The following is a 20,254-nucleotide window of genomic DNA, read 5'->3' as shown; positions in this document are numbered from 1 at the left end:
AAAGGCATCGTGTTAGCAAAATAACTTGCAGCGCCTTTAGTCTATTGTTGCTCTTTTTTTAGATTAAAGTAATTGAGTTGCACTCTCATCTCGGTAGCTTGTTCTGCCATTTGACGTGCTGCCGCCATTGTTTCTTCTGTAATAGCCGAGTTTGCTTGGGTTAAACCGGTTAAACGTTGTACAACAAGGTTAACCTCTTTAATCGCTTGCTCTTGTGCGGAGGTTGAATGCGCTATATGTATGATATTTTTATTAACATCGCTAACAGCTTGCATTATGTGTTTTAATTTCTTCCCTGAGGTGTCTGCTAATTCCGTCCCAAGCGCTATTTTTTGATTACTATTTACAATAATACTTTTTATTTGCTTTGCCGATTTAGCACTACGCCCCGCTAAATCACCTACTTCATTAGCGACTACTGCAAAGCCTCTTCCATGATCGCCAGCTCTAGCAGCTTCCACGGCGGCATTAAGTGATAGCAAGTTTGTTTGAAAAGCGAGGTTGTCAATAACCGTAAGTATTTCGTTAATGTCTTTACTGGCTTCATTCACGTCATCAATCGCGCTAACGGTTTGTATTGATAGGCGATTTCCTTCTTCAGCAATTTGCTCTGCATTGCTTGCCAATGCCACGGCACTTTTTGATTGTTCAGATACTTTAGTTAGCTCATCTAGCATTTGCTCAGTACTTGAGCTTGCTTCTTCAAGGTTGGCTGCTTGCTCTTCTGTGCGTTTGCTTATTTCAGTATTACTTGAAGCTATTTCACCCGCATTTTGCATAACTTGACTAGCCGACACTTGAATTTCTTGAATGACATTAGTTAATTTATCGATAGTCGCGTTGGTGTCGCTTTTAAGGGTATCGAATACGCCTTGATATTGTCCCTCTATATTTTTGGTAAGGTCACCTTTAGCTAAGTTTGATAAAACGCTACTGACTTCATTTATTGCCAATGAAACTAATGAGGTAGACTCATTAACATTATTTTTTAAATCTTCCAACTGGCCTTGTAATGGCTGTTTTAATTGATGAGAAAAATCGCCGTTTGCCATCGCAGCCATTACTTGGTTGAGGTCGTTTATGACACGTTCGAGGTTAGTTACTGAATGGTTTATATCTGTTTTTAAACTATTTAGTTGGCCTGTCATAGCCGATGAAATAGTATGATCAAAACGCCCCTGACTAATTGCTAGCATGACTGATGAAATTTCAGTTAAAGCAGTATCAATAGCAGTGATTGATGTATTGATGTTACTTTTTAACTGCTCAAGTTGACCGCTGGCTTCACCTTTTATCATCTTTTTAAAGTCACCTTGACTAACAAAGGTCATGACTTCACCTATTTCATTCATTACATTATTTAAATTAGCCATACTGGAATTAATATCTTGTTTTAAAATATCAAGCTGGCCAGCTAAGGGGGCCTCTAATTGCGCAGAAAACTGGCCTTGTCGTAATGCACTCATAACGTCACTAATCCCATCTATGGCAATACTTAAACTACTAACTGAGTTATTGACGCTGTCTTTTAGTTGCGCAAGTTTTCCTTTCGCTGGATAGGTGATTTGTTCTTTAAAATTACCTTGTTCTACGTTAGCCATAATATCGACGATACTATTCATTGTGTTATTTATTGAAGAAAGCGACTCGTTAATATTACTTTTTAAGGTGCCTAACTCGCCTGACATTGAGGCATTAATTTGAATATCAAATTGACCATCAGCCATAGCAATCGCAATGGTATTTAATTCGTTTATTGCTCCGTTTAGTGAACTTGCGCAATCGTTGGTTGCTTGTTTTAACGTATCTAATTCCCCTCGACATGGTGCTTCAATACGTTGATCAAATTTACCCGCAGCCATTTGATTCATAACACGGTTTGTTTCACTAATTGATAGCTGTAGTGCATTTAAAAGAGTATTAAATGCTTGAGTGCTGACTCCTATTTCATCATTTGAATAGACAGTTGCTCGTAATGAAAAGTCACCTTGTTGCTCCACTTTTTTCATTGTATCAGCCAGTGCATGTACAGGTTTTGTTAGTGTTCTCGCAAACCAATATGCGGCAATAGTAACAATAAAAATAGTGATAAAAAGAATAACAATGAGTTGTTGGGAAAGTGTTGTTATCGACTCAAAAGCTTCTTGTTCGTCCATTTCTGCTATGAGTGCCCAGCGAACATTAAATACATTTACAGGTGCAAATGCAGATAGCACCATTTCATTGTTATAATCATTTATAACATGTTGTCCTTTTTCATTTCTCAGTGCTTTGATTACAGATAAGGTATTTACTGTGCCTTTATTTGGGTTTCTAAATGAGCTTTCTACAGAATGATTTTTCGGGTCAATATAAGAGTCAGAGCGCATTAACCCCTCAGGACCTACAAGGTAGGTTTCTCCGCTTTCGCCCAACCCGCCACGTTCTTTCATGATTGAATTGACATCTTCAATCGATAATTGGGCGGCTAAAATAGCAATTGTTTTACCATCAACAACAATAGGCTTACCTATAAAGCTGGCAGGGGCGTTATATGAAGGGGAGTACTGTTTATAATCTGCAAATGCAATTGCTTGTGGGTCGTTGCTGTCTTTTAATTGTTGAAACAAGCTCGCTAAATTACTATCAGCGTAGGGGCCTGTTTGCAGCGATGTTGCAAAGTCGACTTCTTTATAAACAGAGTAAACAATATTGCCATTTGCTGGGTCGATAATAAAAATATCGTAGAACTTATTTATATTAGTCATATCGCGTAGATAAGGATGATATTGGCGGTGCGCTTGCTCGTAACTGTCTGATTGCTCTGTGGTGGTTAGTTTTTGTTTTTCACCAATTAGATTTGGGTTATTAGCTAGATAACGAGATTGCAGCTCAATACTTTTTGGATTCATTTGCTCTAATAGAGATGAAGAGACTGTATTTGTTGGGTTTAGCTGTTTAAATTTTGGGGTAAAAGACTCTTCATAAAAGCGATTTAGCGACGCTGATGAATCTGAAGGGGAGATATCATTAAATCCTGCTATAAACTTTGTCGCAATAGTGGCCATTTCTGGATTTGCTTGCAGCGCATTTAGTTTATTTTCAATATTGTTAAAGTAGCGCTTAACAGCGCTTTGTTTTACTTCACTCACCGCATCTAAACGGGAATAAACCTGTTCAGTCATCGAGTTTGACGCTGTATTGATAGTGACCGTGATAATTATTGCTATTGGCACTAGAGCAACAATTAAAAAGGCGGAAATAAGTTTTTTTGTTAAATTTAAAGAATTAAAAAAGTGATTAATTGTGAGCATTACTATGTCCCTGTAATAAGGTTTGTACCTCAAATGAGCATAGAACACAATTTGTGAAGATCTAGTTAATAATTAAAGTAATGAGTTTTTATTATAAAATAGCCGAGATTGATACAGAGCGCTTTTAATTTTAATGTAATTTCAGCATGCTTTTTTAGCGGTTTAAAGCAAAAAAACGTAGAAGCATTTAAGTGCTCCTACGTTTATTAATTAATAGTCGTTCTAACGTTGAAGTTGAAAAAGCAAACGATGTTAGAGTGCGACTAAGCTGCGCTCTAACATAGTTTGAATTTGCTTTACTATTTTAGCTTCAGTTTCGGGTTCAAACTGAGCAATTCGTGGGGTGTGAATATGCCCTGTCGGAATATCTGAATTTAGCTGATTTCGCAGGCGAATACTGCGATACGAAATTTCGTTAGACAAATAACCACCGCCACCGCCTCGCACTGCAATAGCGTCTTTTAATTCATCGAAACTATTAGGCTCAAAGTCTTTTTTTAGGGTAATAACATGATGGTTATCATTAATAGGAAAAGGGCCTTTTGCGCTTAACATAGCGCTAACGGGTAAGCTAAATTCTACAAACTCAGTACCTGGTAATGGGCGGTCGTTCAAGCTTGGAATGAGCGGCGCTGTTTTACTGCCTCCATACACTACATTGGCGTTGTCGGGCGCTGTTACACTGCGGCGCTTGCCTGGAAAGCGCTCAAGGTCAAAGTCTTTACTACCCATGCTAACGGTAACCACCATATCAACATTATTAAGTGCGTAATAAGGGGCAAGTAAGGATTCTATAATACCGTGATCAAAGTCTTCATAACGCACAGGCACCATCACTGTGTTTATTTCAGCACTAATACCTTTATAGTTAATTACTTGGCCATCAAGAAGCAGTGCTGCAACACCCGATGGGTTGCTTTGGTTTATATTTCTATCAAGTAAAAACGGGTCAAATCCAGTTAATAATATTTTTTTAGAGGTGTTTTGTGAGTAGCTAAGATCGGTGCGACCCCGGCTGCCATTCTCTAGAAGTGTTAATAACACTGTTTGCTGCGCCGCGCTCAGCGAAAATGCAGGCTTTGTGGTGCGAATAATTTTGCTTGATTGTAAGCGAGCCCAGTAAAGTGCGCGATCATCTAAGTTTTGCGTTGTAGCGATGCGTTTTTTTGCACTAAACCATAATCGTTTTGAGTAGTCATTAACGGCATCTACGGCTTGTGCATAGCTTGAGAGTGACTTGAATTGCTGCTCAAATTGATTAACTTCGCTGGCAAAAGCGCTTAGCACGCTAGGCATCGCTTGGCTGGCTTTTTCAATTCGCAATTCTTCTGGGGTTAGCGGTGTGTTTAAATTAGCTAACGCATTAGAAGAAGAAAAAATTAAGCTTGCAGTAATCAGTGTTTTTATCATGATGGTCCTAAACTGAGTCGTATTTGTTGTCTACTATCCTATGCCTAATAAGTGGGTGCAAATAAAATCGTTGGTTGGTTTTATGTTGCAAGCAGTATAAAACCGGCGTTAAATCAAAAACTACGGGTATTTTATTAAAAAGAGTCGAAACTCTGTGGTGGGTTTAGCTACAATGGTGGCTGTGTATTTTTTAGTTTTTTAATTTTAGGCAACTATGCAACTTATTCAAATAGATAAAGCTCGTTATCGTAAACATTTAAACCGCGTTATAGTCGGTTGTGCCGCAAGCTTAGCGATTGGTAGTTTAGCTATTTCACAAACGCTTATTGCATTATTCCCCGATGAAAGTGGTAGTCATTTTCATTGGAACTTATTAGGCGTTATTGTTACTAGTATTGGTATTGGCTGGTTGTTAAATAAATACCGTACACATCCTTTTATGACCGAGGTGGTGTATGTATGGGAGCTTAAGCAAGCGCTTAATAAAATTACCCGCAAGATGGCAAAGCTTAAAGCGGCGGGACGTGAAGGTAATCCTGATGCGCTATTGGCCATTCACTATAGTTATGCAGGTTCACGCTTGTTATGGCAGCTTGACGATAACACCATCACCATGGATGATTTAGCGATTAAACAAGCCGAGTTAGATAGCGTTGCGTCTAAATATAATTTAACTCTTAATGCCGATGACTACGATGACGCAATTTTAAAGCAGTTTTAATTTATAGGAATCACAATGAGCATAATTCTCTATGGTGTCCCGCTTTCTCCCTATGTACGTAAAGTGCGTGTATGTTTAGCGCATAAACAACTAGACTATAAACTCGAAATAGTCTCGCCGTTTAATCAACCTGATTGGTTTTTAGAACTGAACCCTCTAGGGCGAATTCCGGCGCTAAAAGACGACGAGTTAAGTTTGGCGGATTCTAGCGTTATTTGCCAATATCTTGATGAAAAACACCCTAATTCAGCGTCCTTACTCGGTGATACTATAGAGCAACGTGCAGCCGTTCGCTGGTTAGAAAAATACGCAGATTACGAGCTGGCTCCTTTTGCAACATTTACGGTGTTTCAGCAACGTATTATTGCTCCCACAATGCAAAAGCCAACCGATGAAGCCTTAGTGCAAAGTGCATTAAATGAAAAACTACCGCCTTTATTTGATTATTTAGAAGGTTATTTAGGGGATAACGAGTTTTTTGTTGGCGAGAGCTTAACCCTTGCCGACATTGCTGTGAGCTGCCAGTTAATGAATATGGAGCATGGTGGTGAGCAACTTGATGAGTCGCGCTGGCCTAATCTTGCAGCATTGCATAGCCGTGTAAAACAGGGCACTGCCATGCACACAATGCTTGAAGGCGAGCAAAAAATATTAGCCTCGCTTAAGTAGCTTTTTAATGTTGGTGACTGGAATGTCGCTTATTTTACAAAATCTTAAACAATAAAGGAGCTATCATTGAAAAAAGTACTGATTGTTTGTTTGGGTAATATTTGTCGCTCACCGACGGCTGAGGCGGTATTAAAAGCTCGCGCTAAAGAGTTAGGCATTGATTTGCTAGTGGACTCGGCTGGGACTATTGGTCATCATGAAGGTAATCCGCCAGATAAACGCTCTATGCAAGCTGGCGAGAAACGTGGTTATAGTTTTAAAGGTATTTTTTCACGCAAGGTGCGCAGTAGTGATTTTAGCGAGTTTGATTTAATTTTAGCAGCCGATAAACAAAACCTGACGGATCTAACCGCACGCTGCCCCGAGCATTTGCAATATAAGTTGGCGTTATTTTTAGAGTATGGCGAGCAAACACAAAGCGCAATTCCCGATCCTTACTATGGCGGTGATGATGGCTTTGAAAAGGTACTTGATTTAATAGAGGCCGCCAGCGATAACATTTTAGCTAAGTTAAAGTAGAATAAACTAAAAAGGCGCTCAACGCGCCTTTGGTATGTTATTAACGGTTTACTTTAAAATCGAGCTGTACTTTGGAAGTTGCTGCAACCGCTTTTCCATGTTCAAATTTAGGTGCATAACGCCATTGCGCTAATGCTTCTACTGCCGATTTTTCAAAGGCCACGCCACCTTCAGAACTAATTACTTGCGGATTTTTTACAAAGCCAGACTCATCTACTTCAAACTCCATAACTACACTGCCATCTTTACTAAATCGCGCCTTGTTTTTAGGGTATTTAGGGTTAACGCGGTATAGCGGCGTTTGTTCTTGGCTTTCTTTCCACGGCACCATTTTAGCAATCGCGATGCAGTGTTTGGTGGCTTCATCACTTTTGCCTTGTTTTTCATACAAGCCAATTAACCTTGAGTGTGCGGTAAGCTCGGCGTTGTGATCGTAACTTAAGCTTTCATCAAACACATTTACTACACGGTTAAGTCGTTCTATTGCTTGATCGTATCTTTTTCGACCTTCCGCAAATGACGCCATTAAAAAATCAGCTTTTATTTGTTCAACTGAGTTTTTAGGTAAGTTAGCCAGATAATACTCATCGGCTTCTTCTAGGTAGTTTTTAGCTTCTCGGTATTTTTCATAGCTGAATTTATTAGCTAGTATGGTTGCCGCTTCTAGTTTCATATCAGCCACAAACTTAGGGTTGTTTTGTGTGTTTGCGATTGCTATCACTTGCTCTAAATAATAATCCGCTTTTTGAGCAGAAGGAGCAAAACTAGCCATACCGACTAAAGCATCAATGGTTTCAGGCGATTGCTTACCATGGTTATCAACTAAAATAGTATAGGCTTGTTGATAGAGCGAAAAACGCTTTTCAATCCACTGTTTACCGTATCGATTAATTGATTTTGCATAGTTAATCGCTAAGTTTGCGGTGTTATCAGCATTTTCACCGTAAACAGTTTTACCTAATGTGTAAGCCTGCTCCGCGGCTTGTTGCACATTTTCTTTGGTTTTAATCGCATTTAAGTAATTTTGATACGCGTTGTTGAAAACGGCTTGAGCGTTATTTGTTTGTTCGGCAAATGACGTGGTGCTCAATACAGGTAAACCTAAGCCCATCAGTAATGCAAGTTTGTTTAATTTCATAATGATCCCTATTATTTGTCGATAACAAATTAGCAAATCCTTGTGTATATGTCATCACTTTAGGTAAATCAAGGTAAACGCTCGCTAGTAATATATTTGCGGTTTAAGATTGAAAATAGTCGCTACCGTCGCCATATATTTGCCATAAACAGTCTTGTACTACGGTGTATTTAACCTATTTTGTGATATTATCACTTTATCGTGTCGTAGTTTTTTAATATTTGGATTGGTCGTGGCGCAAGTAAGAGCAAGAGTCCAGCTTAATGTTGGCAAAAATAGTGATATTCCTGCAGAAATTATTTCCTTTAGTGGCTTAAAAGATGGCCAAGAGCATGTTGCGTTAGTGTTTAAAAACGCCGATACCGAGCAAGATGTTCCGCTTATTCGTATGCATTCTGAATGCTTAACCGGTGATGTGTTTCACTCGTCACGTTGTGATTGCGGTGAGCAGTTAAATGAGTGTATTGAAATGATGCACGAACAAGGCGGTATTTTACTTTATTTACGCCAAGAAGGGCGTGGTATTGGTTTATACAATAAAATTGATGCGTATGTACTGCAGTCACAAGGTATGAACACTTACGAGGCCAACAATCATTTGGGCTTTGCTGATGATTTACGTGATTTTTCGGATGCTGTATTAATGCTCAATGCGCTCAATTTAAAGCATGTAAAATTAATGACTAACAATCCTAAAAAGCTTAACGCATTAAAAGATGCTGGCATAGAGGTGGACTCTGTTGTGGGCACTCATGCACACATTAAAGCTGGGCTTTCAGGTAACAAGGCGTATTTAGAGACTAAAATTAAGCATGGCTCTCATATGCTAGATATTAAGAAAATTAAAAAACCTTAGGGTCTGTTGACCTTTCAAGGTTAAATTTGCAGCAGTCTGTTTGGTATTTAGGCAAGGCAGAGCCTATGTGGTGTGGTTATTCCCCATAAATAGGCGATAACGCAGCATCAATGCCAAACAGGCGTTGCCCGAAGGGTTCTGCCTAGGGGCGATTTACTCTTTGTTGCTCGGTTTTTACTTAGCCCACTAGGTTACAAACCTCGCGCCGCGATTAAATCGCCCCTAGTTTGAACAAATTTTAATCCGCAAAGGTCAACAGACCCTAATATTAACGGCATTTATCGCCGCCACCTCTGTAATACCAACCAACGCCGAGTTATACTCGGCGTGTTTTGTTTTAATTAAGAGCAAGTATGTCTACACAATTACGAATTTTTAAAGCGGATGCGGCATTAAAATGGTTTAAAGCGGGTTGGCTAATTTTTAAAACTCAGCCATTAACCTTTATCTTTATGCACTTGTTTATTGGCATTGTTGGCTTGTTGTCTTTATTTTTGCCGTTATTACAAATAGTCGCAGCATTGGCTACACCATTTTTAACCGCTGGTTTTTATCAAGCCGTGCTTACCAAGCAGCAAGGCGGAAAAATTATGTTAGCCGACATTTTGAAGCCCTTTTCAGCAAAAGGAAATCGGTTAGGCTTATTTCGCTTAGCGCTTTATCAAATGGGTGCCGGTATTTTAATTGCGCTGCTCGCCAATGGGTTATTTGCCGATGCGATGGCGGTTATGACGCAGCCTGACTTAGATCCTAATACAGCAATTAGCCAAATGCTTGAGAGTATTTCGTTTGCCAATGTGGCACTGTTTTTAATTGCGCTGTCGATATACTTTACTTCGTTTGCCTATGCGGTACCGCTGGTTTACTTTAATAAAGAACAACGTATTTTAAATGCCTTAAAAAGTTCGTTTATGGTGTTTTATTATAATATTTTACCATTGAGTGTTTATGGTATTATTTGCGCATTATTAATTGTGGTGTCGATGTTCTTATCGCTACTACCGCTGTTGATTTTAATGCCAATTTGCTACATTAGTTTCTTTGTTTCTTATCAGGCTATTTTTATGCCCGTTGTGCCACCAAGTGATGACAGTAACATTAAGCCTTTCAGTAGCGAGCAAAGCGGGCGCTTTGACGCTTAATGGATGATACGTTAAAACAAAAGTTAAAAAACTATGTGCTTTGGTTACTAGGAAGGCAAGAGTATTCGCGCCGAGAGTTAACCCAAAAGTTACAGCAAAGAGAAGCAACCGACGAGTTCATAGAAAACCTGCTTGATTGGTGCGAAAAGCACAATTTTATTAACGAGCAGCGTTACTGTGAAGGGTTTGTAAGAAAACACATATTTAAATGCCATGGCTTAAAGCGAATTCAAAGTGAGGCCATGAGTAAAGGGATTGATAGAGCACTGCTTGAAACAGTGGTTGAAGAGCTGGAAATAGATTGGTTTGAGCTCGCGCAGGAAGCGTACAACAAAAAATATTCAACGACACCGGCAAACCTCGAGTACAAAGAAAAAGCTAAGCGCGTGCGCTACTTAATGTATCGAGGATTTAGCTATGATCAAATAAATTTTGCAATGCAAGCACAGTAAATACAGGTGAGACTTTCACATGCAGCACATGACTACCGCACAAATTAGGCAACAGTTTTTAGACTTTTTTGCCAGCAAGCAACACCAAGTTGTTCCTTCTAGTTCGCTTATACCGGGTAACGATGCCACGTTGTTATTTAATAATGCCGGTATGGTGCAATTTAAAGATGTATTTTTAGGCGCTGAAAGCCGCCCTTACACACGCGCAACCAGTTCGCAGCGTTGTGTGCGCGCTGGTGGTAAACATAACGATTTAGAAAACGTAGGTTACACAGCACGTCATCATACCTTTTTTGAAATGCTAGGTAATTTCAGTTTTGGTGATTACTTTAAGCAAGATGCAATTAAATTTGCGTGGGAGTTTTTAACTGAGGTTGTAAAACTACCAAAAGAAAAGCTGTTAGTAACTATTTACCATGATGACGAAGAAGCCTTTGGCTACTGGGCTAACGATATAGGCTTACCTGAAGATCGTATTATTCGTATTGCAACGAGCGATAACTTTTGGTCTATGGGTGATACGGGTCCTTGTGGTCCATGTTCTGAAATATTTTATGATCACGGCGAGCATATTTGGGGCGGTCCTCCGGGCACACCTGAAGAAGATGGTGACCGTTTCATTGAAATTTGGAACTTAGTATTTATGCAATACAACCGTCAAAGCGACGGGACTATGGAGCCACTTCCTAAGCAATCTGTTGATACAGGTATGGGCCTTGAGCGTATTTCAGCTATTTTACAAGGTGTGCATTCAAACTACGAAATCGACTTATTCCAAGGCTTAATTGCGGCCGCTGCAAGCGTTACCAATGCACAAGATATGGATGATAAATCACTTCGCGTGGTAGCCGATCATATTCGTTCGTGCGCATTTTTAATTTCAGATGGGGTTATGCCATCAAATGAAGGCCGTGGTTATGTATTGCGTCGTATTATTCGTCGTGCAGTACGTCACGGTAATAAGTTAGGTGCTAAAGGTGCGTTTTTCTATAAATTGGTTGCTGCACTTATTGAGCAAATGGGTCAAGCGTACCCAGAGCTTGCTAAGCAACAAGAAATTATTGAAAAAGTACTACGTATTGAAGAAGAGCAGTTTGGTAAAACGCTTGAGCGTGGTTTAGCTATTTTAGAAGAAAGCTTAAGTGATTTAACCGGGGATGTGATCCCGGGTGACTTAGTATTTAAGCTTTACGATACCTATGGTTTCCCTGCTGATTTAACAGCCGATGTTGCGCGTGAGCGCCAGATGACGATTGACCATCAAGGTTTTGAAGCATGCATGGCAGTACAACGTAAAACTGCACAACAAGCGGGTAAGTTTGGGGCTGATTACAATGACCAATTAAAATCAGACAAGCACACTGACTTTAAAGGCTACGATAGCACTCATTACAGTGGCACAGTGGTAGAAATTTTTGCCGGTGGCGAAGCTGTATCATTACTTGAAGATGGTCAACAAGGTATTATTGTTTTAGACCGTACTCCGTTTTACGCTGAATCAGGCGGTCAAATTGGTGATAGCGGAACAATCACAGTAGCCGGCGGTGAGTTTGTGGTGACTAATACCACTAAACTGGGTAATGCTTTTGCTCACCATGGAGCAGTTCAAGGGCGTATTGGCGTTAACGATAAAGTGGATGCAACTATTGACGATGCGCGCCGTGACAGTATTAAGAAAAACCACACCGCTACGCATATTTTGCATGAAGCACTGCGTCAGCTTTTAGGTGAGCACGTATCGCAAAAAGGTTCACTTGTGCAGCCAGATCGTCTGCGTTTTGACTTCTCACATTTTGAAGCGGTGACCAAACAAGAACTGCGCGAAATTGAGCGCGTAGTGAATGACGAAATTCGTCGTAACTTTGCTCTTAACACTGAGCTAATGGCAATTGATGATGCTAAAGCAAAAGGTGCAATGGCACTGTTTGGCGAAAAGTACGATGACGAAGTGCGCGTTGTGACTATTGGTGATTACTCAATCGAGCTTTGTGGTGGTACACACGTAGAGCGTGCGGGTGACATTGGTTTATTCAAAATTGTATCTGAAAGCGGTATTGCTGCTGGTGTTCGTCGAATTGAAGCGGTAACAGGTGCAGAGGCAATTGCTTATGTAAGCGAGCAAGAGCAACAATTAGCTGATGTTGCAGCGCTTGTAAAAGGTGACAATACGTCAGTGCTTGAAAAAGTAACTGCCTTGCTTGAAAAGTCGAAAGGGCTTGAAAAACAAGTTGCCCAGCTTAACGATAAACTAGCCAGTGCGGCAGGTGCATCGTTACTTGATTCAGTGGTTGAAATTAACGGGGTTAAATTGTTAGTGGCCAACGTTGAGGGCACAGAATCAAAAGCGCTTCGCGGTATGGTTGACGACCTTAAAAATAAAATTGGCTCAGGTGTTATTGCCTTAGGTGTTGCCAGCGGCGACAAAGTAAGCCTAATTGCGGGTGTAACTAAAGACTTAACTGGCAAAGTAAAAGCGGGTGAGTTAGTTAATCACATGGCAGGCCAAGTCGGTGGTAAAGGCGGCGGTCGTCCAGATATGGCGCAAGCGGGTGGTTCTGAGCCACAAAATTTAACTGCAGCACTTGATAGCGTAACAGCTTGGTTAACTGAGCGTACTTAAGCTTAAGTGGCACTTATAGTTCAAAAATTTGGCGGCACTTCGGTAGGCTCAATAGAGCGTATTGAAGCGGTCGCCGACCTTGTTGTTAAAACCAAGCAACAAGGCCACCAAGTGGTGGTGGTGCTTTCGGCAATGTCGGGAGAAACCAATCGCTTAATTAATCTTGCCAAACAAATCGACTCTCGCCCGAGTAGTCGTGAACTCGATGTATTACTCAGTACCGGTGAACAAGTCTCTATTGCTTTATTAGCGATGGCCATTATTAAACGCGGCCATTCAGCGGTAAGCTTACTAGCCGATCAAGTAAATATATTAACCGATAACATGTTCGGTAAAGCCCGTGTAGAAGAAGTTGCGGCAACGCGTTTAAAACATGAACTTGAACATAACCGTATTGCTATTATTGCCGGCTTTCAGGGGCGCGATATTGAGGGCAACGTGACCACGCTTGGCCGTGGTGGCACCGATACCTCAGCGGTTGAAATTGCTGGTGCAATAAAAGCCGATGAGTGTCAGATCTATACCGATGTTGATGGCGTATATACTACAGACCCGCGTGTGGAACCTAACGCACGACGTTTAAGTCATGTCACCTTTGCTGAAATGCTTGAGCTGGCAAGTTTAGGCGCTAAAGTGTTACATATTCGCTCTGTAGAATCTGCTGGTAAACACAATGTTCCTCTGCGGGTGTTATCTAGCTTTAAACCCGATGAAGGCACGTTAATTAGTTTTGAGGAGAGCGACGTGACAAGCAATGTCGTATCGGGTATTGCATTTAATCGAGATGAGTGCTTAATTAAGGTGCATGGAATGCCGCAAGGCACCAAACATCTTGCAAAAGTTTTGAAACTTTTTGCTGGTAATGGCATCGAAATAGATATGATTAATCAAATTAATCATAAAGTTGAAAAAGTCGACTATGCTTTTACTGTGCATTTTAATGATTACTTAAACGCACTTGATTTGTTAACGGCTGAGCAACAGCAATTTGACGCACAGGCAATTGACGGATTGACCAATGTGGCGAAAGTGTCAGCGGTGGGTATGGGGATGAAATCTCATTCCGGGGTAGCGAGTTTATTTTTTGATTCGTTAGCACAAGAAAACATTGATGTGATGTTTGTTGCCACCTCAGAGATCAAAATTTCAGTTTTAATAGATGAAAAATACCTAGAGCTGGCTGTTCGTGCATTACATAAGACATTTTTAACAGAAAATGAATAGATTGAGAGTTTTTACTTACTTTTTAGTCTAATTTTAATTAAAATGTTTGTGCGGAATCTTATAATTTTATTGGAACATGGGAGCAAGAGAATGCTAATACTAACTCGTAGAGTAGGCGAGACCCTTATGATTGGTGACGAAGTAACCGTTACTGTTCTAGGTGTTAAAGGAAATCAAGTTCGTATCGGTGTTAACGCACCTAAAGACGTATCAGTTCATCGTGAAGAAATTTACATGCGCATACAAGCTGAAAAGTCTAACCCTAATCCGGGCAATGCTTAATCAACATAGTATAAAATGTGCTAGTTAATATAACTATGACATTTGTAAAAGCCACTCATTGAGTGGCTTTTTTGTTTATAAAATCAATCGTTTCTTCGTCGAGTATTGCCTTAGAAATGTATTGCATACCGCTTTTACTTTTTAACAATAGTCCACAATCTGTAGTAATAATTTCGTTAATGTCGTGCCAAGCTAACTGGTAATTTTTGTAATGATTGGTTGATTTTATTCCGTCTTCGTCGAAGGTGAGAGTGACTTCAGAACCAGACGCTCTGCTTAGCATTTGCCTGGTTACCCACCATGGGCGGCGATAGTAAAAGGCGATGCATTCGAGTAGGGCTAGCATCAGCAAAAATGTACCTAGGTAATGATCTCCTAAACCATAAATACCAAATAATCCCAATACAACAAGCAGTGCTAATAAAAAATATTTAGGTTGCGCGCGTTTACTATAAGGCAGCGATTGGTCGAAGCATTCATAAAAGTAAGGTTTATCGAGTTTATAGGTTGTCGTAAATACCATGCATCTATACTTAAAAGCTATTTTTTATCATTTTAGCAAGCTATGTGGCAAATGCGCAGCTTAAAAAGAATTAATAGTTCAGAGTTTATAATTAATGGGTAGCAACTTGGCGACTAATACTAAACACAAAAAAAAAGCGACCAAATGGTCGCTTTTTAAAAAGGGGCTGAATTAGCAATTTGTTTCTTCAGCGTTGACACCTTCTTTTACTTCTTCACAGGCATCTTCTACTTTATTTTGAACATCTGTCACGGCTTCGTCGATGCGTTCACCTGCTTCTTCTGCATGATTGTCTTCACAACCCATAATAAATGCACTTGCGAATAGGCCAATAGCTGCTGCTTTAAGTGTTGATGATTTCATAATGTAATTCCTTGTATATAAATTTAAAAAAGTTCGTTGTTTCTTATCTACCTGGGGCTTTTACCACGTAAAGCGCCAGAGACAAGTGAAATAACCAGTAAAACTAAAAAGATAAAAAATATGATCTTAGCAATTCCTGCTGCGGCTCCTGCAATACCACCAAATCCTAAAACGGCTGCGATTAGTGCGATCACCAAAAATGTAATTGTCCAGCGTAACATTGTCATCTCCTTGATTTATCTAAGTGTTAAAGTGTTGTTTTTATATAAGCGAGTAATGTGCCAGTATTTTATTTTGTTTTAAATCAATGGTTTAATTTATCTTTTTGAGTTTAGCTTTATATTAGGTTGGTAATTTTTACGGTTTTATCTGTAACTTATTCACAGTGGTGTCTGATGAGACAATAAATAGTTTTTACAGTCGTTACTTTGGTAAGACCAATTAACATTTGCTTTGGCAGTTTTTAGTGGATTAGCTCATTAGGTATATTTTTATGTGTTTTTACAGAATATTAGGGTTTTTATATATTCTTTGTTTATAACGAACATTTTTACCATCTATATATATAGGTTAAATAAGCTATTTTAGGTGGTGTTAACCTTATTGGTGATATGTTACTTTTAGATTAATTGGTTTTACCAATTTACAATGTGTAGACAAAAGAATAGTTTTTGTTACTATTGGTGAATATTTATTTAAATAAACTGACTTTTTATGTATTCAGTTTTGAACAGGGGAGAATTATGGATATAGGGGCTTTGCTCACAACTGCAGGCAATTTAATGCTAACCGGTATGGTGGGGGTGTTTGTATTTCTTTCTTTATTGATTGGTGCAGTGACAGTTATGTCTAAGCTGGCTAGCAAATTTTCTCAGCCAGAACTTGAAGTATCACAGAGAACACCATCTTTTAAATCTCAAGGTGTGCCAAATGAGCACATCGCTGCAATTAGTGCTGCCATTGCTCAGTACAAAACAAATAATAATTAGAGGAGCATACCAATGGCTAAATTAAAAATAACAGAACTCGTACTTCGAGACGCACATCAGTCGCTTTTAGCTACCCGCATGCGATTAGACGACATGTTACCTATTGCAAAAAAAATTGATGACGCAGGTTATTGGTCTATAGAGTCTTGGGGTGGGGCTACCTTTGACTCATGTATTCGTTATTTAGGCGAAGATCCGTGGGAGCGTATTCGCGCGCTTAAAAAGGCGATGCCAAATACACCCCAGCAAATGTTACTTCGCGGTCAAAACTTATTGGGGTATCGCCATTATGCTGATGACGTTGTTGAAAAGTTTGTTGAGCGCGCACACAAAAATGGCGTAGACGTATTTCGTATTTTTGATGCCATGAATGATGTACGTAACTTAGAAACTGCCATAAAAGCGGCGGTTAAAGTAGGCGCGCATGCCCAAGGTACGATTTCTTACACGGTAAGCCCAGTACACACATTGGATATGTGGCTAACACTTGCTAAGCAGCTTGAAGAATTAGGTTGTCATTCAATTTGTATTAAAGATATGGCGGGATTGCTTAAGCCTTACGATGCAGAAAAACTGATTAAAGGCTTAAAAGAAACGGTTTCAATTCCTATTGCCATGCAATGTCATGCAACAACGGGTTTAAGTACCGCAACGTATCAAAAAGCGATTGATGCCGGTATTGATATGCTCGATACGGCTGTATCGTCTATGAGTATGACTTATGGTCATTCAGCAACTGAAACAATTGCTGCAATCGTGGAAGGTACTGAGCGTGATACTGGGCTTGATTTAAACCACCTTGAAGAAATTGCAGCTTACTTTAGAGACGTACGTAAAAAGTACGCTGCGTTTGAAGGCAGTTTAAAAGGTGTTGATGGCCGAATTTTATTAGCCCAAGTGCCAGGTGGTATGTTAACTAACATGGAAAATCAGCTTAAAGAACAAGGCGCTGCTGATAAACTAAACGAAGTATTACTTGAAATTCCACGGGTGCGTGAGGATTTGGGCTTTATTCCATTAGTTACACCGACCTCGCAAATTGTTGGTACTCAGGCAGTACTTAATGTGCTTACTGGCGAGCGCTATAAAACCATCACCAAAGAAACCGCTGGCGTATTAAAAGGTGAGTATGGTTCGACACCTGCTCCTATGAATAAAGAGTTACAAGAGCGTGTACTTGATGGCAGCGAAGCAATTACCTGTCGCCCTGCAGATGTGATCAAACCTGAACTTGAAACGCTTGAGGCTGAATTAAGTAAACTTGCGCAAGAGCAAGGCTTAACGCTTGCTGATGAGCAAATTGATGATGTGCTCACGTATGCCTTATTCCCACAAATTGGTTTGAAGTTTATTAAAAACCGCAATAACCCTGACGCATTTGAACCTGTTCCTAGCGCTGATGATAGCTCCAATAAAGCACCTGAAAAATCAGCGGCAAACAATAAAGGCGTTAAGGCTGAGCAATACAGCGTTAAAGTAGATGGCAAAGTATACGATGTCGTGGTTGCTCAAGGCGGTGAGCTTAAAGAGGTGACGCTAAAAGACTCTGAGCATATTCCACAGTCGGCATCAGTTGCCTCAGGTGAAACTCTTAATGCGCCACTTGCCGGTAATATCTTTAAAATTAAAGTAAAGCCAGGTCAGGTAGTAAATGAAGGTGATGTGGTGATTATTATGGAAGCCATGAAAATGGAAACCGAAGTACGCGCCATGCATACCGGTACAATTGCAGACGTGCTTGTCTCTGAAGGTGATTCAGTGTCAACCGGCGATGCAATGATTGCATTAGCTTAAGGAGTAATTAGAGGATGGATGGTATTTTAAACCTCTGGCATGCCACAGGCATTGCTAACTTTACATTTCCTGGGCTGATCATGATTGCCGTTGGTTGTTTGTTATTATTTTTAGCTATAGTTAAAAACTTTGAGCCGCTACTATTGCTGCCCATTGGTTTTGGGGCTATTTTAACTAATATTCCTGTGGCAGGTTTATCTGACCCTGGTGGCTTACTTTATTATGTTTACTATGTAGGTATTGATACCGGAATTTTTCCGTTATTAATATTTATGGGAGTGGGCGCGCTCACTGACTTTAGTGCCTTAATTGCCAACCCGCGTATGTTGTTATTAGGTGCTGCGGCGCAGTTTGGTATTTTTGCTACCTTATTTGGGGCTATTTTACTTAACTTTATTCCAGGGTTTGAGTTTAGTTTACAAGATGCGTCAGCAATTGCCATTATTGGTGGCGCTGATGGGCCAACCGCTATCTTTCTAGCGTCAAAGCTGGCGCCTGATTTATTAGGCGCTATAGCCGTAGCAGCGTACTCATACATGGCGTTGGTTCCTATTATTCAGCCGCCTATCATGCGTGCGTTTACAACGCCTGAAGAGCGTAAAATTCAAATGCCAGAACTGCGTAAAGTATCAAAAAAGGAAAAAATTATTTTTCCGCTGATGGTACTTACTTTAACTGCGCTCTTTTTACCAGCCGCCATTCCACTGGTTGGTATGTTTTGTTTGGGTAACTTAATGCGTGAGTCGGGTGTGGTCGATAGGCTAAGTAACAGTGCTCAAAACGAAATTATTAATATAACCACCATATTTCTAGGACTAGCGGTAGGCTCTAAGCTTGCTGCCGAGCAGTTCTTAACAGTGGAAACCATTGGTATTTTAGTACTGGGCGCAATGGCGTTTGCTATTGGTACGGCCTCAGGTGTATTTATGGCAAAAGGCTTAAATAAAATATCAAAAACCCCAATTAATCCATTAATTGGTGCAGCGGGTGTATCGGCTGTTCCTATGGCGGCTCGTGTAGTTAATAAAGTCGGTCTTGAAAATAACCCGCACAACTTTTTACTGATGCATGCCATGGGGCCTAATGTAGCTGGCGTACTGGGAAGTGCTGTTGCTGCAGGTATTTTATTAGCACTTGTTGGCAAGTAATATTTAATCCAACCATTAGCGCAGTTTACTGCGCTTTTTTTTTGCCTAAAATTTAATGTTTTAGATTAAGCGGTTTCTTGTATAGGGTTTTTTGTTTAAAGTAATCACTCTTCATTTTTTTAAAAGGGCTGTCAAATGTTACACACTCCGCTGGCAAAATATTTACCCAAGGTTAGTAAGCTTGTATTTGGTTGTATGGGTTTAGGAGGTGCTTGGAATAAAGACGCCATCAACAGTGGGCACTTAAAGCAAGCCCATTCATGCATAGACGCAGCATTTGAAAGCGGGATTAACTTTTTTGATCACGCTGATATTTATACCTTAGGCAAAGCTGAGCACGTTTTTGGTAAAGCGTTGGCTGAACGTCCTGAGCTTAGAGAACAAATGTATATTCAGTCTAAGTGTGGTATTCGCTTTGCTGATGAGAAAAACCCGCAGCGTTATGATTTTTCTGCTGATTGGATTGAGCGTTCTGTTGAGGGCTCACTTAAACGATTAAATACCGACTACTTAGATGTGCTTATGTTGCATCGCCCTGATCCATTAATGGAGGTGGAGGAAGTTGCGCAAATATTTAGCTGTTTAAAAGAAAGTGGCAAAGTGCGTCATTTTGCAGTTTCTAATATGTCTCAACATCAAATAAGGTTTTTGCAGCGCGCTTTAGATATGCCAATTGTAGCAAATCAAATAGAGGCCAGTTTACAAAAACATCAGTGGGTTGATGAGGGCATTTATGTAGGTAATGCCGATGGCAAAGATATAAACTTTACCCCAGGGTGTGTTGAGTATTGTCGTGAGCATGACATTCAAATTCAGAGTTGGGGCAGTTTGTGCCAAGGTTTATACTCAGGCGGTGACCTATCAAAAGCGTCACAAGCGGATGTAAACACGAGTATTTTAGTTAGTAAGCTTGCCGTTTTATATGGCACAAGTGCAGAAGCTATTGTATTGGCATGGCTACTTCGCCATCCTGCATCGATTCAGCCAATTATAGGCACAACTAATGTAGATCGTATTAAGGCATCGAGTGATGCAATTAATATTAACTTAAGTCGAGAGCATTGGTATGAGTTATATATTAGCGCGAAAGGCTGCGCTTTGCCGTAAGTTA

Annotated in this window: 19 protein-coding genes; 13 read left to right on the top strand and 6 right to left on the bottom strand. The window is 40.1% G+C overall.

What is annotated here, in order from left to right:
* Positions 1-41: 41 nt before the first annotated feature.
* Together BM380_RS12675 and BM380_RS12670 are read right to left on the bottom strand one after the other, a co-directional pair.
* The gene (locus tag BM380_RS12675; protein ID WP_090494660.1) at positions 42-3,293 is read right to left on the bottom strand and encodes a methyl-accepting chemotaxis protein; all 3,252 of its coding nucleotides are present in this window, start codon (positions 3,291-3,293) and stop codon (positions 42-44) included.
* 252 nt (positions 3,294-3,545) lie between these two features.
* Positions 3,546-4,703, bottom strand: coding sequence for a hypothetical protein (locus BM380_RS12670; RefSeq protein WP_090494658.1), 1,158 nt, complete (start codon positions 4,701-4,703; stop codon positions 3,546-3,548).
* A gap of 214 nt (positions 4,704-4,917) precedes the next feature.
* Between BM380_RS12670 and BM380_RS12665 the strand changes: the two genes are divergently transcribed.
* The 3 genes from BM380_RS12665 (at position 4,918) to BM380_RS12655 (ending at position 6,612) form a co-directional block, all read left to right on the top strand.
* Positions 4,918-5,424 (top strand): DUF3087 domain-containing protein, encoded by a 507-nt coding sequence (locus BM380_RS12665; protein WP_090494656.1) that lies wholly within the window; start codon positions 4,918-4,920, stop codon positions 5,422-5,424.
* A gap of 15 nt (positions 5,425-5,439) precedes the next feature.
* A complete protein-coding gene (locus tag BM380_RS12660) occupies positions 5,440-6,093 on the top strand; it encodes a glutathione S-transferase family protein (protein WP_090494655.1) in 654 nt (217 codons plus the stop codon).
* 66 nt (positions 6,094-6,159) lie between these two features.
* Positions 6,160-6,612 (top strand): low molecular weight protein-tyrosine-phosphatase, encoded by a 453-nt coding sequence (locus BM380_RS12655; protein WP_013464121.1) that lies wholly within the window; start codon positions 6,160-6,162, stop codon positions 6,610-6,612.
* 40 nt (positions 6,613-6,652) lie between these two features.
* Here BM380_RS12655 and BM380_RS12650 read toward each other — a convergent pair whose 3' ends face one another.
* A complete protein-coding gene (locus tag BM380_RS12650; protein WP_090494654.1) occupies positions 6,653-7,750 on the bottom strand; it encodes a TonB family protein in 1,098 nt (365 codons plus the stop codon).
* A 232-nt stretch (positions 7,751-7,982) separates the two neighbouring features.
* Between BM380_RS12650 and ribA the strand changes: the two genes are divergently transcribed.
* The 6 genes from ribA to csrA all read left to right on the top strand — a co-directional run bounded on the left by ribA (position 7,983) and on the right by csrA (position 14,326).
* A complete protein-coding gene (gene ribA / locus BM380_RS12645; RefSeq protein ID WP_008465954.1) occupies positions 7,983-8,606 on the top strand; it encodes a GTP cyclohydrolase II in 624 nt (207 codons plus the stop codon).
* Positions 8,607-8,959: 353 nt separating this feature from the next.
* Positions 8,960-9,748, top strand: a complete 789-nt coding sequence (locus BM380_RS12640; protein ID WP_090494652.1) for a BPSS1780 family membrane protein — start codon at positions 8,960-8,962, stop codon at positions 9,746-9,748.
* Positions 9,748-10,200 carry a regulatory protein RecX gene (locus BM380_RS12635; protein ID WP_008115122.1) on the top strand — a complete coding sequence of 151 codons (453 nt, stop codon included), beginning with the start codon at positions 9,748-9,750 and terminating at the stop codon, positions 10,198-10,200. The genes BM380_RS12640 and BM380_RS12635 overlap by 1 nt, the downstream gene beginning before the upstream one ends.
* A 19-nt stretch (positions 10,201-10,219) precedes the next feature.
* A complete protein-coding gene (alaS, locus tag BM380_RS12630) occupies positions 10,220-12,820 on the top strand; it encodes an alanine--tRNA ligase (protein WP_090494650.1) in 2,601 nt (866 codons plus the stop codon).
* Between the two features lie 6 nt (positions 12,821-12,826).
* A complete protein-coding gene (locus BM380_RS12625; protein ID WP_090494648.1) occupies positions 12,827-14,044 on the top strand; it encodes an aspartate kinase in 1,218 nt (405 codons plus the stop codon).
* Positions 14,045-14,134: 90 nt separating this feature from the next.
* Positions 14,135-14,326, top strand: coding sequence for a carbon storage regulator CsrA (gene csrA / locus BM380_RS12620; RefSeq protein ID WP_004587515.1), 192 nt, complete (start codon positions 14,135-14,137; stop codon positions 14,324-14,326).
* A 55-nt stretch (positions 14,327-14,381) separates the two neighbouring features.
* On the opposite strand, the gene BM380_RS12615 is transcribed toward csrA, so the two are convergent.
* From BM380_RS12615 to BM380_RS12605, 3 genes are all read right to left on the bottom strand, one after another.
* The gene (locus BM380_RS12615; protein ID WP_008115132.1) at positions 14,382-14,849 is read right to left on the bottom strand and encodes a YcxB family protein; all 468 of its coding nucleotides are present in this window, start codon (positions 14,847-14,849) and stop codon (positions 14,382-14,384) included.
* A 171-nt stretch (positions 14,850-15,020) separates the two neighbouring features.
* Entirely contained in the window at positions 15,021-15,212 is a 192-nt protein-coding gene (locus BM380_RS12610) for a hypothetical protein (protein WP_013464127.1), read from the bottom strand.
* 47 nt (positions 15,213-15,259) lie between these two features.
* Positions 15,260-15,433, bottom strand: coding sequence for a DUF1328 domain-containing protein (locus BM380_RS12605; RefSeq protein WP_002961939.1), 174 nt, complete (start codon positions 15,431-15,433; stop codon positions 15,260-15,262).
* Positions 15,434-15,955: 522 nt separating this feature from the next.
* Here BM380_RS12605 and BM380_RS12600 point away from each other — a divergent pair.
* The 4 genes from BM380_RS12600 (at position 15,956) to BM380_RS12585 (ending at position 20,250) form a co-directional block, all read left to right on the top strand.
* The gene (locus BM380_RS12600) at positions 15,956-16,201 is read left to right on the top strand and encodes an OadG family protein (protein ID WP_013464128.1); all 246 of its coding nucleotides are present in this window, start codon (positions 15,956-15,958) and stop codon (positions 16,199-16,201) included.
* Positions 16,202-16,213: 12 nt separating this feature from the next.
* The gene (gene oadA, locus BM380_RS12595; protein WP_016900617.1) at positions 16,214-17,995 is read left to right on the top strand and encodes a sodium-extruding oxaloacetate decarboxylase subunit alpha; all 1,782 of its coding nucleotides are present in this window, start codon (positions 16,214-16,216) and stop codon (positions 17,993-17,995) included.
* A gap of 14 nt (positions 17,996-18,009) precedes the next feature.
* Positions 18,010-19,143 carry a sodium ion-translocating decarboxylase subunit beta gene (locus BM380_RS12590; protein WP_090494646.1) on the top strand — a complete coding sequence of 378 codons (1,134 nt, stop codon included), beginning with the start codon at positions 18,010-18,012 and terminating at the stop codon, positions 19,141-19,143.
* 135 nt (positions 19,144-19,278) lie between these two features.
* Entirely contained in the window at positions 19,279-20,250 is a 972-nt protein-coding gene (locus BM380_RS12585; protein ID WP_016900618.1) for an aldo/keto reductase, read from the top strand.
* Positions 20,251-20,254: the final 4 nt, after the last annotated feature.

Origin of the sequence: Pseudoalteromonas sp. DSM 26666, from assembly GCF_900116475.1 — a bacterium.
In the GTDB taxonomy this organism is placed as follows: Bacteria; Pseudomonadota; Gammaproteobacteria; order Enterobacterales; family Alteromonadaceae; genus Pseudoalteromonas; species Pseudoalteromonas tetraodonis.
This window is presented reverse-complemented; position numbering and strand designations above follow the sequence as displayed.

What these genes read in the sequence shown, in the direction of transcription:
- BM380_RS12675 (WP_090494660.1), bottom strand. Translation starts at nt 3,293, where the DNA reads ATGCTCACAATTAATCACTTTTTTAATTCTTTAAATTTAACAAAAAAA.
- BM380_RS12605 (WP_002961939.1), bottom strand. Translation starts at nt 15,433, where the DNA reads ATGTTACGCTGGACAATTACATTTTTGGTGATCGCACTAATCGCAGCC.
- BM380_RS12670 (WP_090494658.1), bottom strand. Translation starts at nt 4,703, where the DNA reads ATGATAAAAACACTGATTACTGCAAGCTTAATTTTTTCTTCTTCTAAT.
- BM380_RS12610 (WP_013464127.1), bottom strand. Translation starts at nt 15,212, where the DNA reads ATGAAATCATCAACACTTAAAGCAGCAGCTATTGGCCTATTCGCAAGT.
- BM380_RS12650 (WP_090494654.1), bottom strand. Translation starts at nt 7,750, where the DNA reads ATGAAATTAAACAAACTTGCATTACTGATGGGCTTAGGTTTACCTGTA.
- BM380_RS12590 (WP_090494646.1), top strand. Translation starts at nt 18,010, where the DNA reads ATGGATGGTATTTTAAACCTCTGGCATGCCACAGGCATTGCTAACTTT.
- BM380_RS12665 (WP_090494656.1), top strand. Translation starts at nt 4,918, where the DNA reads ATGCAACTTATTCAAATAGATAAAGCTCGTTATCGTAAACATTTAAAC.
- BM380_RS12660 (WP_090494655.1), top strand. Translation starts at nt 5,440, where the DNA reads ATGAGCATAATTCTCTATGGTGTCCCGCTTTCTCCCTATGTACGTAAA.
- BM380_RS12585 (WP_016900618.1), top strand. Translation starts at nt 19,279, where the DNA reads ATGTTACACACTCCGCTGGCAAAATATTTACCCAAGGTTAGTAAGCTT.
- BM380_RS12600 (WP_013464128.1), top strand. Translation starts at nt 15,956, where the DNA reads ATGGATATAGGGGCTTTGCTCACAACTGCAGGCAATTTAATGCTAACC.
- BM380_RS12615 (WP_008115132.1), bottom strand. Translation starts at nt 14,849, where the DNA reads ATGGTATTTACGACAACCTATAAACTCGATAAACCTTACTTTTATGAA.
- BM380_RS12635 (WP_008115122.1), top strand. Translation starts at nt 9,748, where the DNA reads ATGGATGATACGTTAAAACAAAAGTTAAAAAACTATGTGCTTTGGTTA.
- BM380_RS12640 (WP_090494652.1), top strand. Translation starts at nt 8,960, where the DNA reads ATGTCTACACAATTACGAATTTTTAAAGCGGATGCGGCATTAAAATGG.
- oadA (WP_016900617.1), top strand. Translation starts at nt 16,214, where the DNA reads ATGGCTAAATTAAAAATAACAGAACTCGTACTTCGAGACGCACATCAG.
- csrA (WP_004587515.1), top strand. Translation starts at nt 14,135, where the DNA reads ATGCTAATACTAACTCGTAGAGTAGGCGAGACCCTTATGATTGGTGAC.
- alaS (WP_090494650.1), top strand. Translation starts at nt 10,220, where the DNA reads ATGCAGCACATGACTACCGCACAAATTAGGCAACAGTTTTTAGACTTT.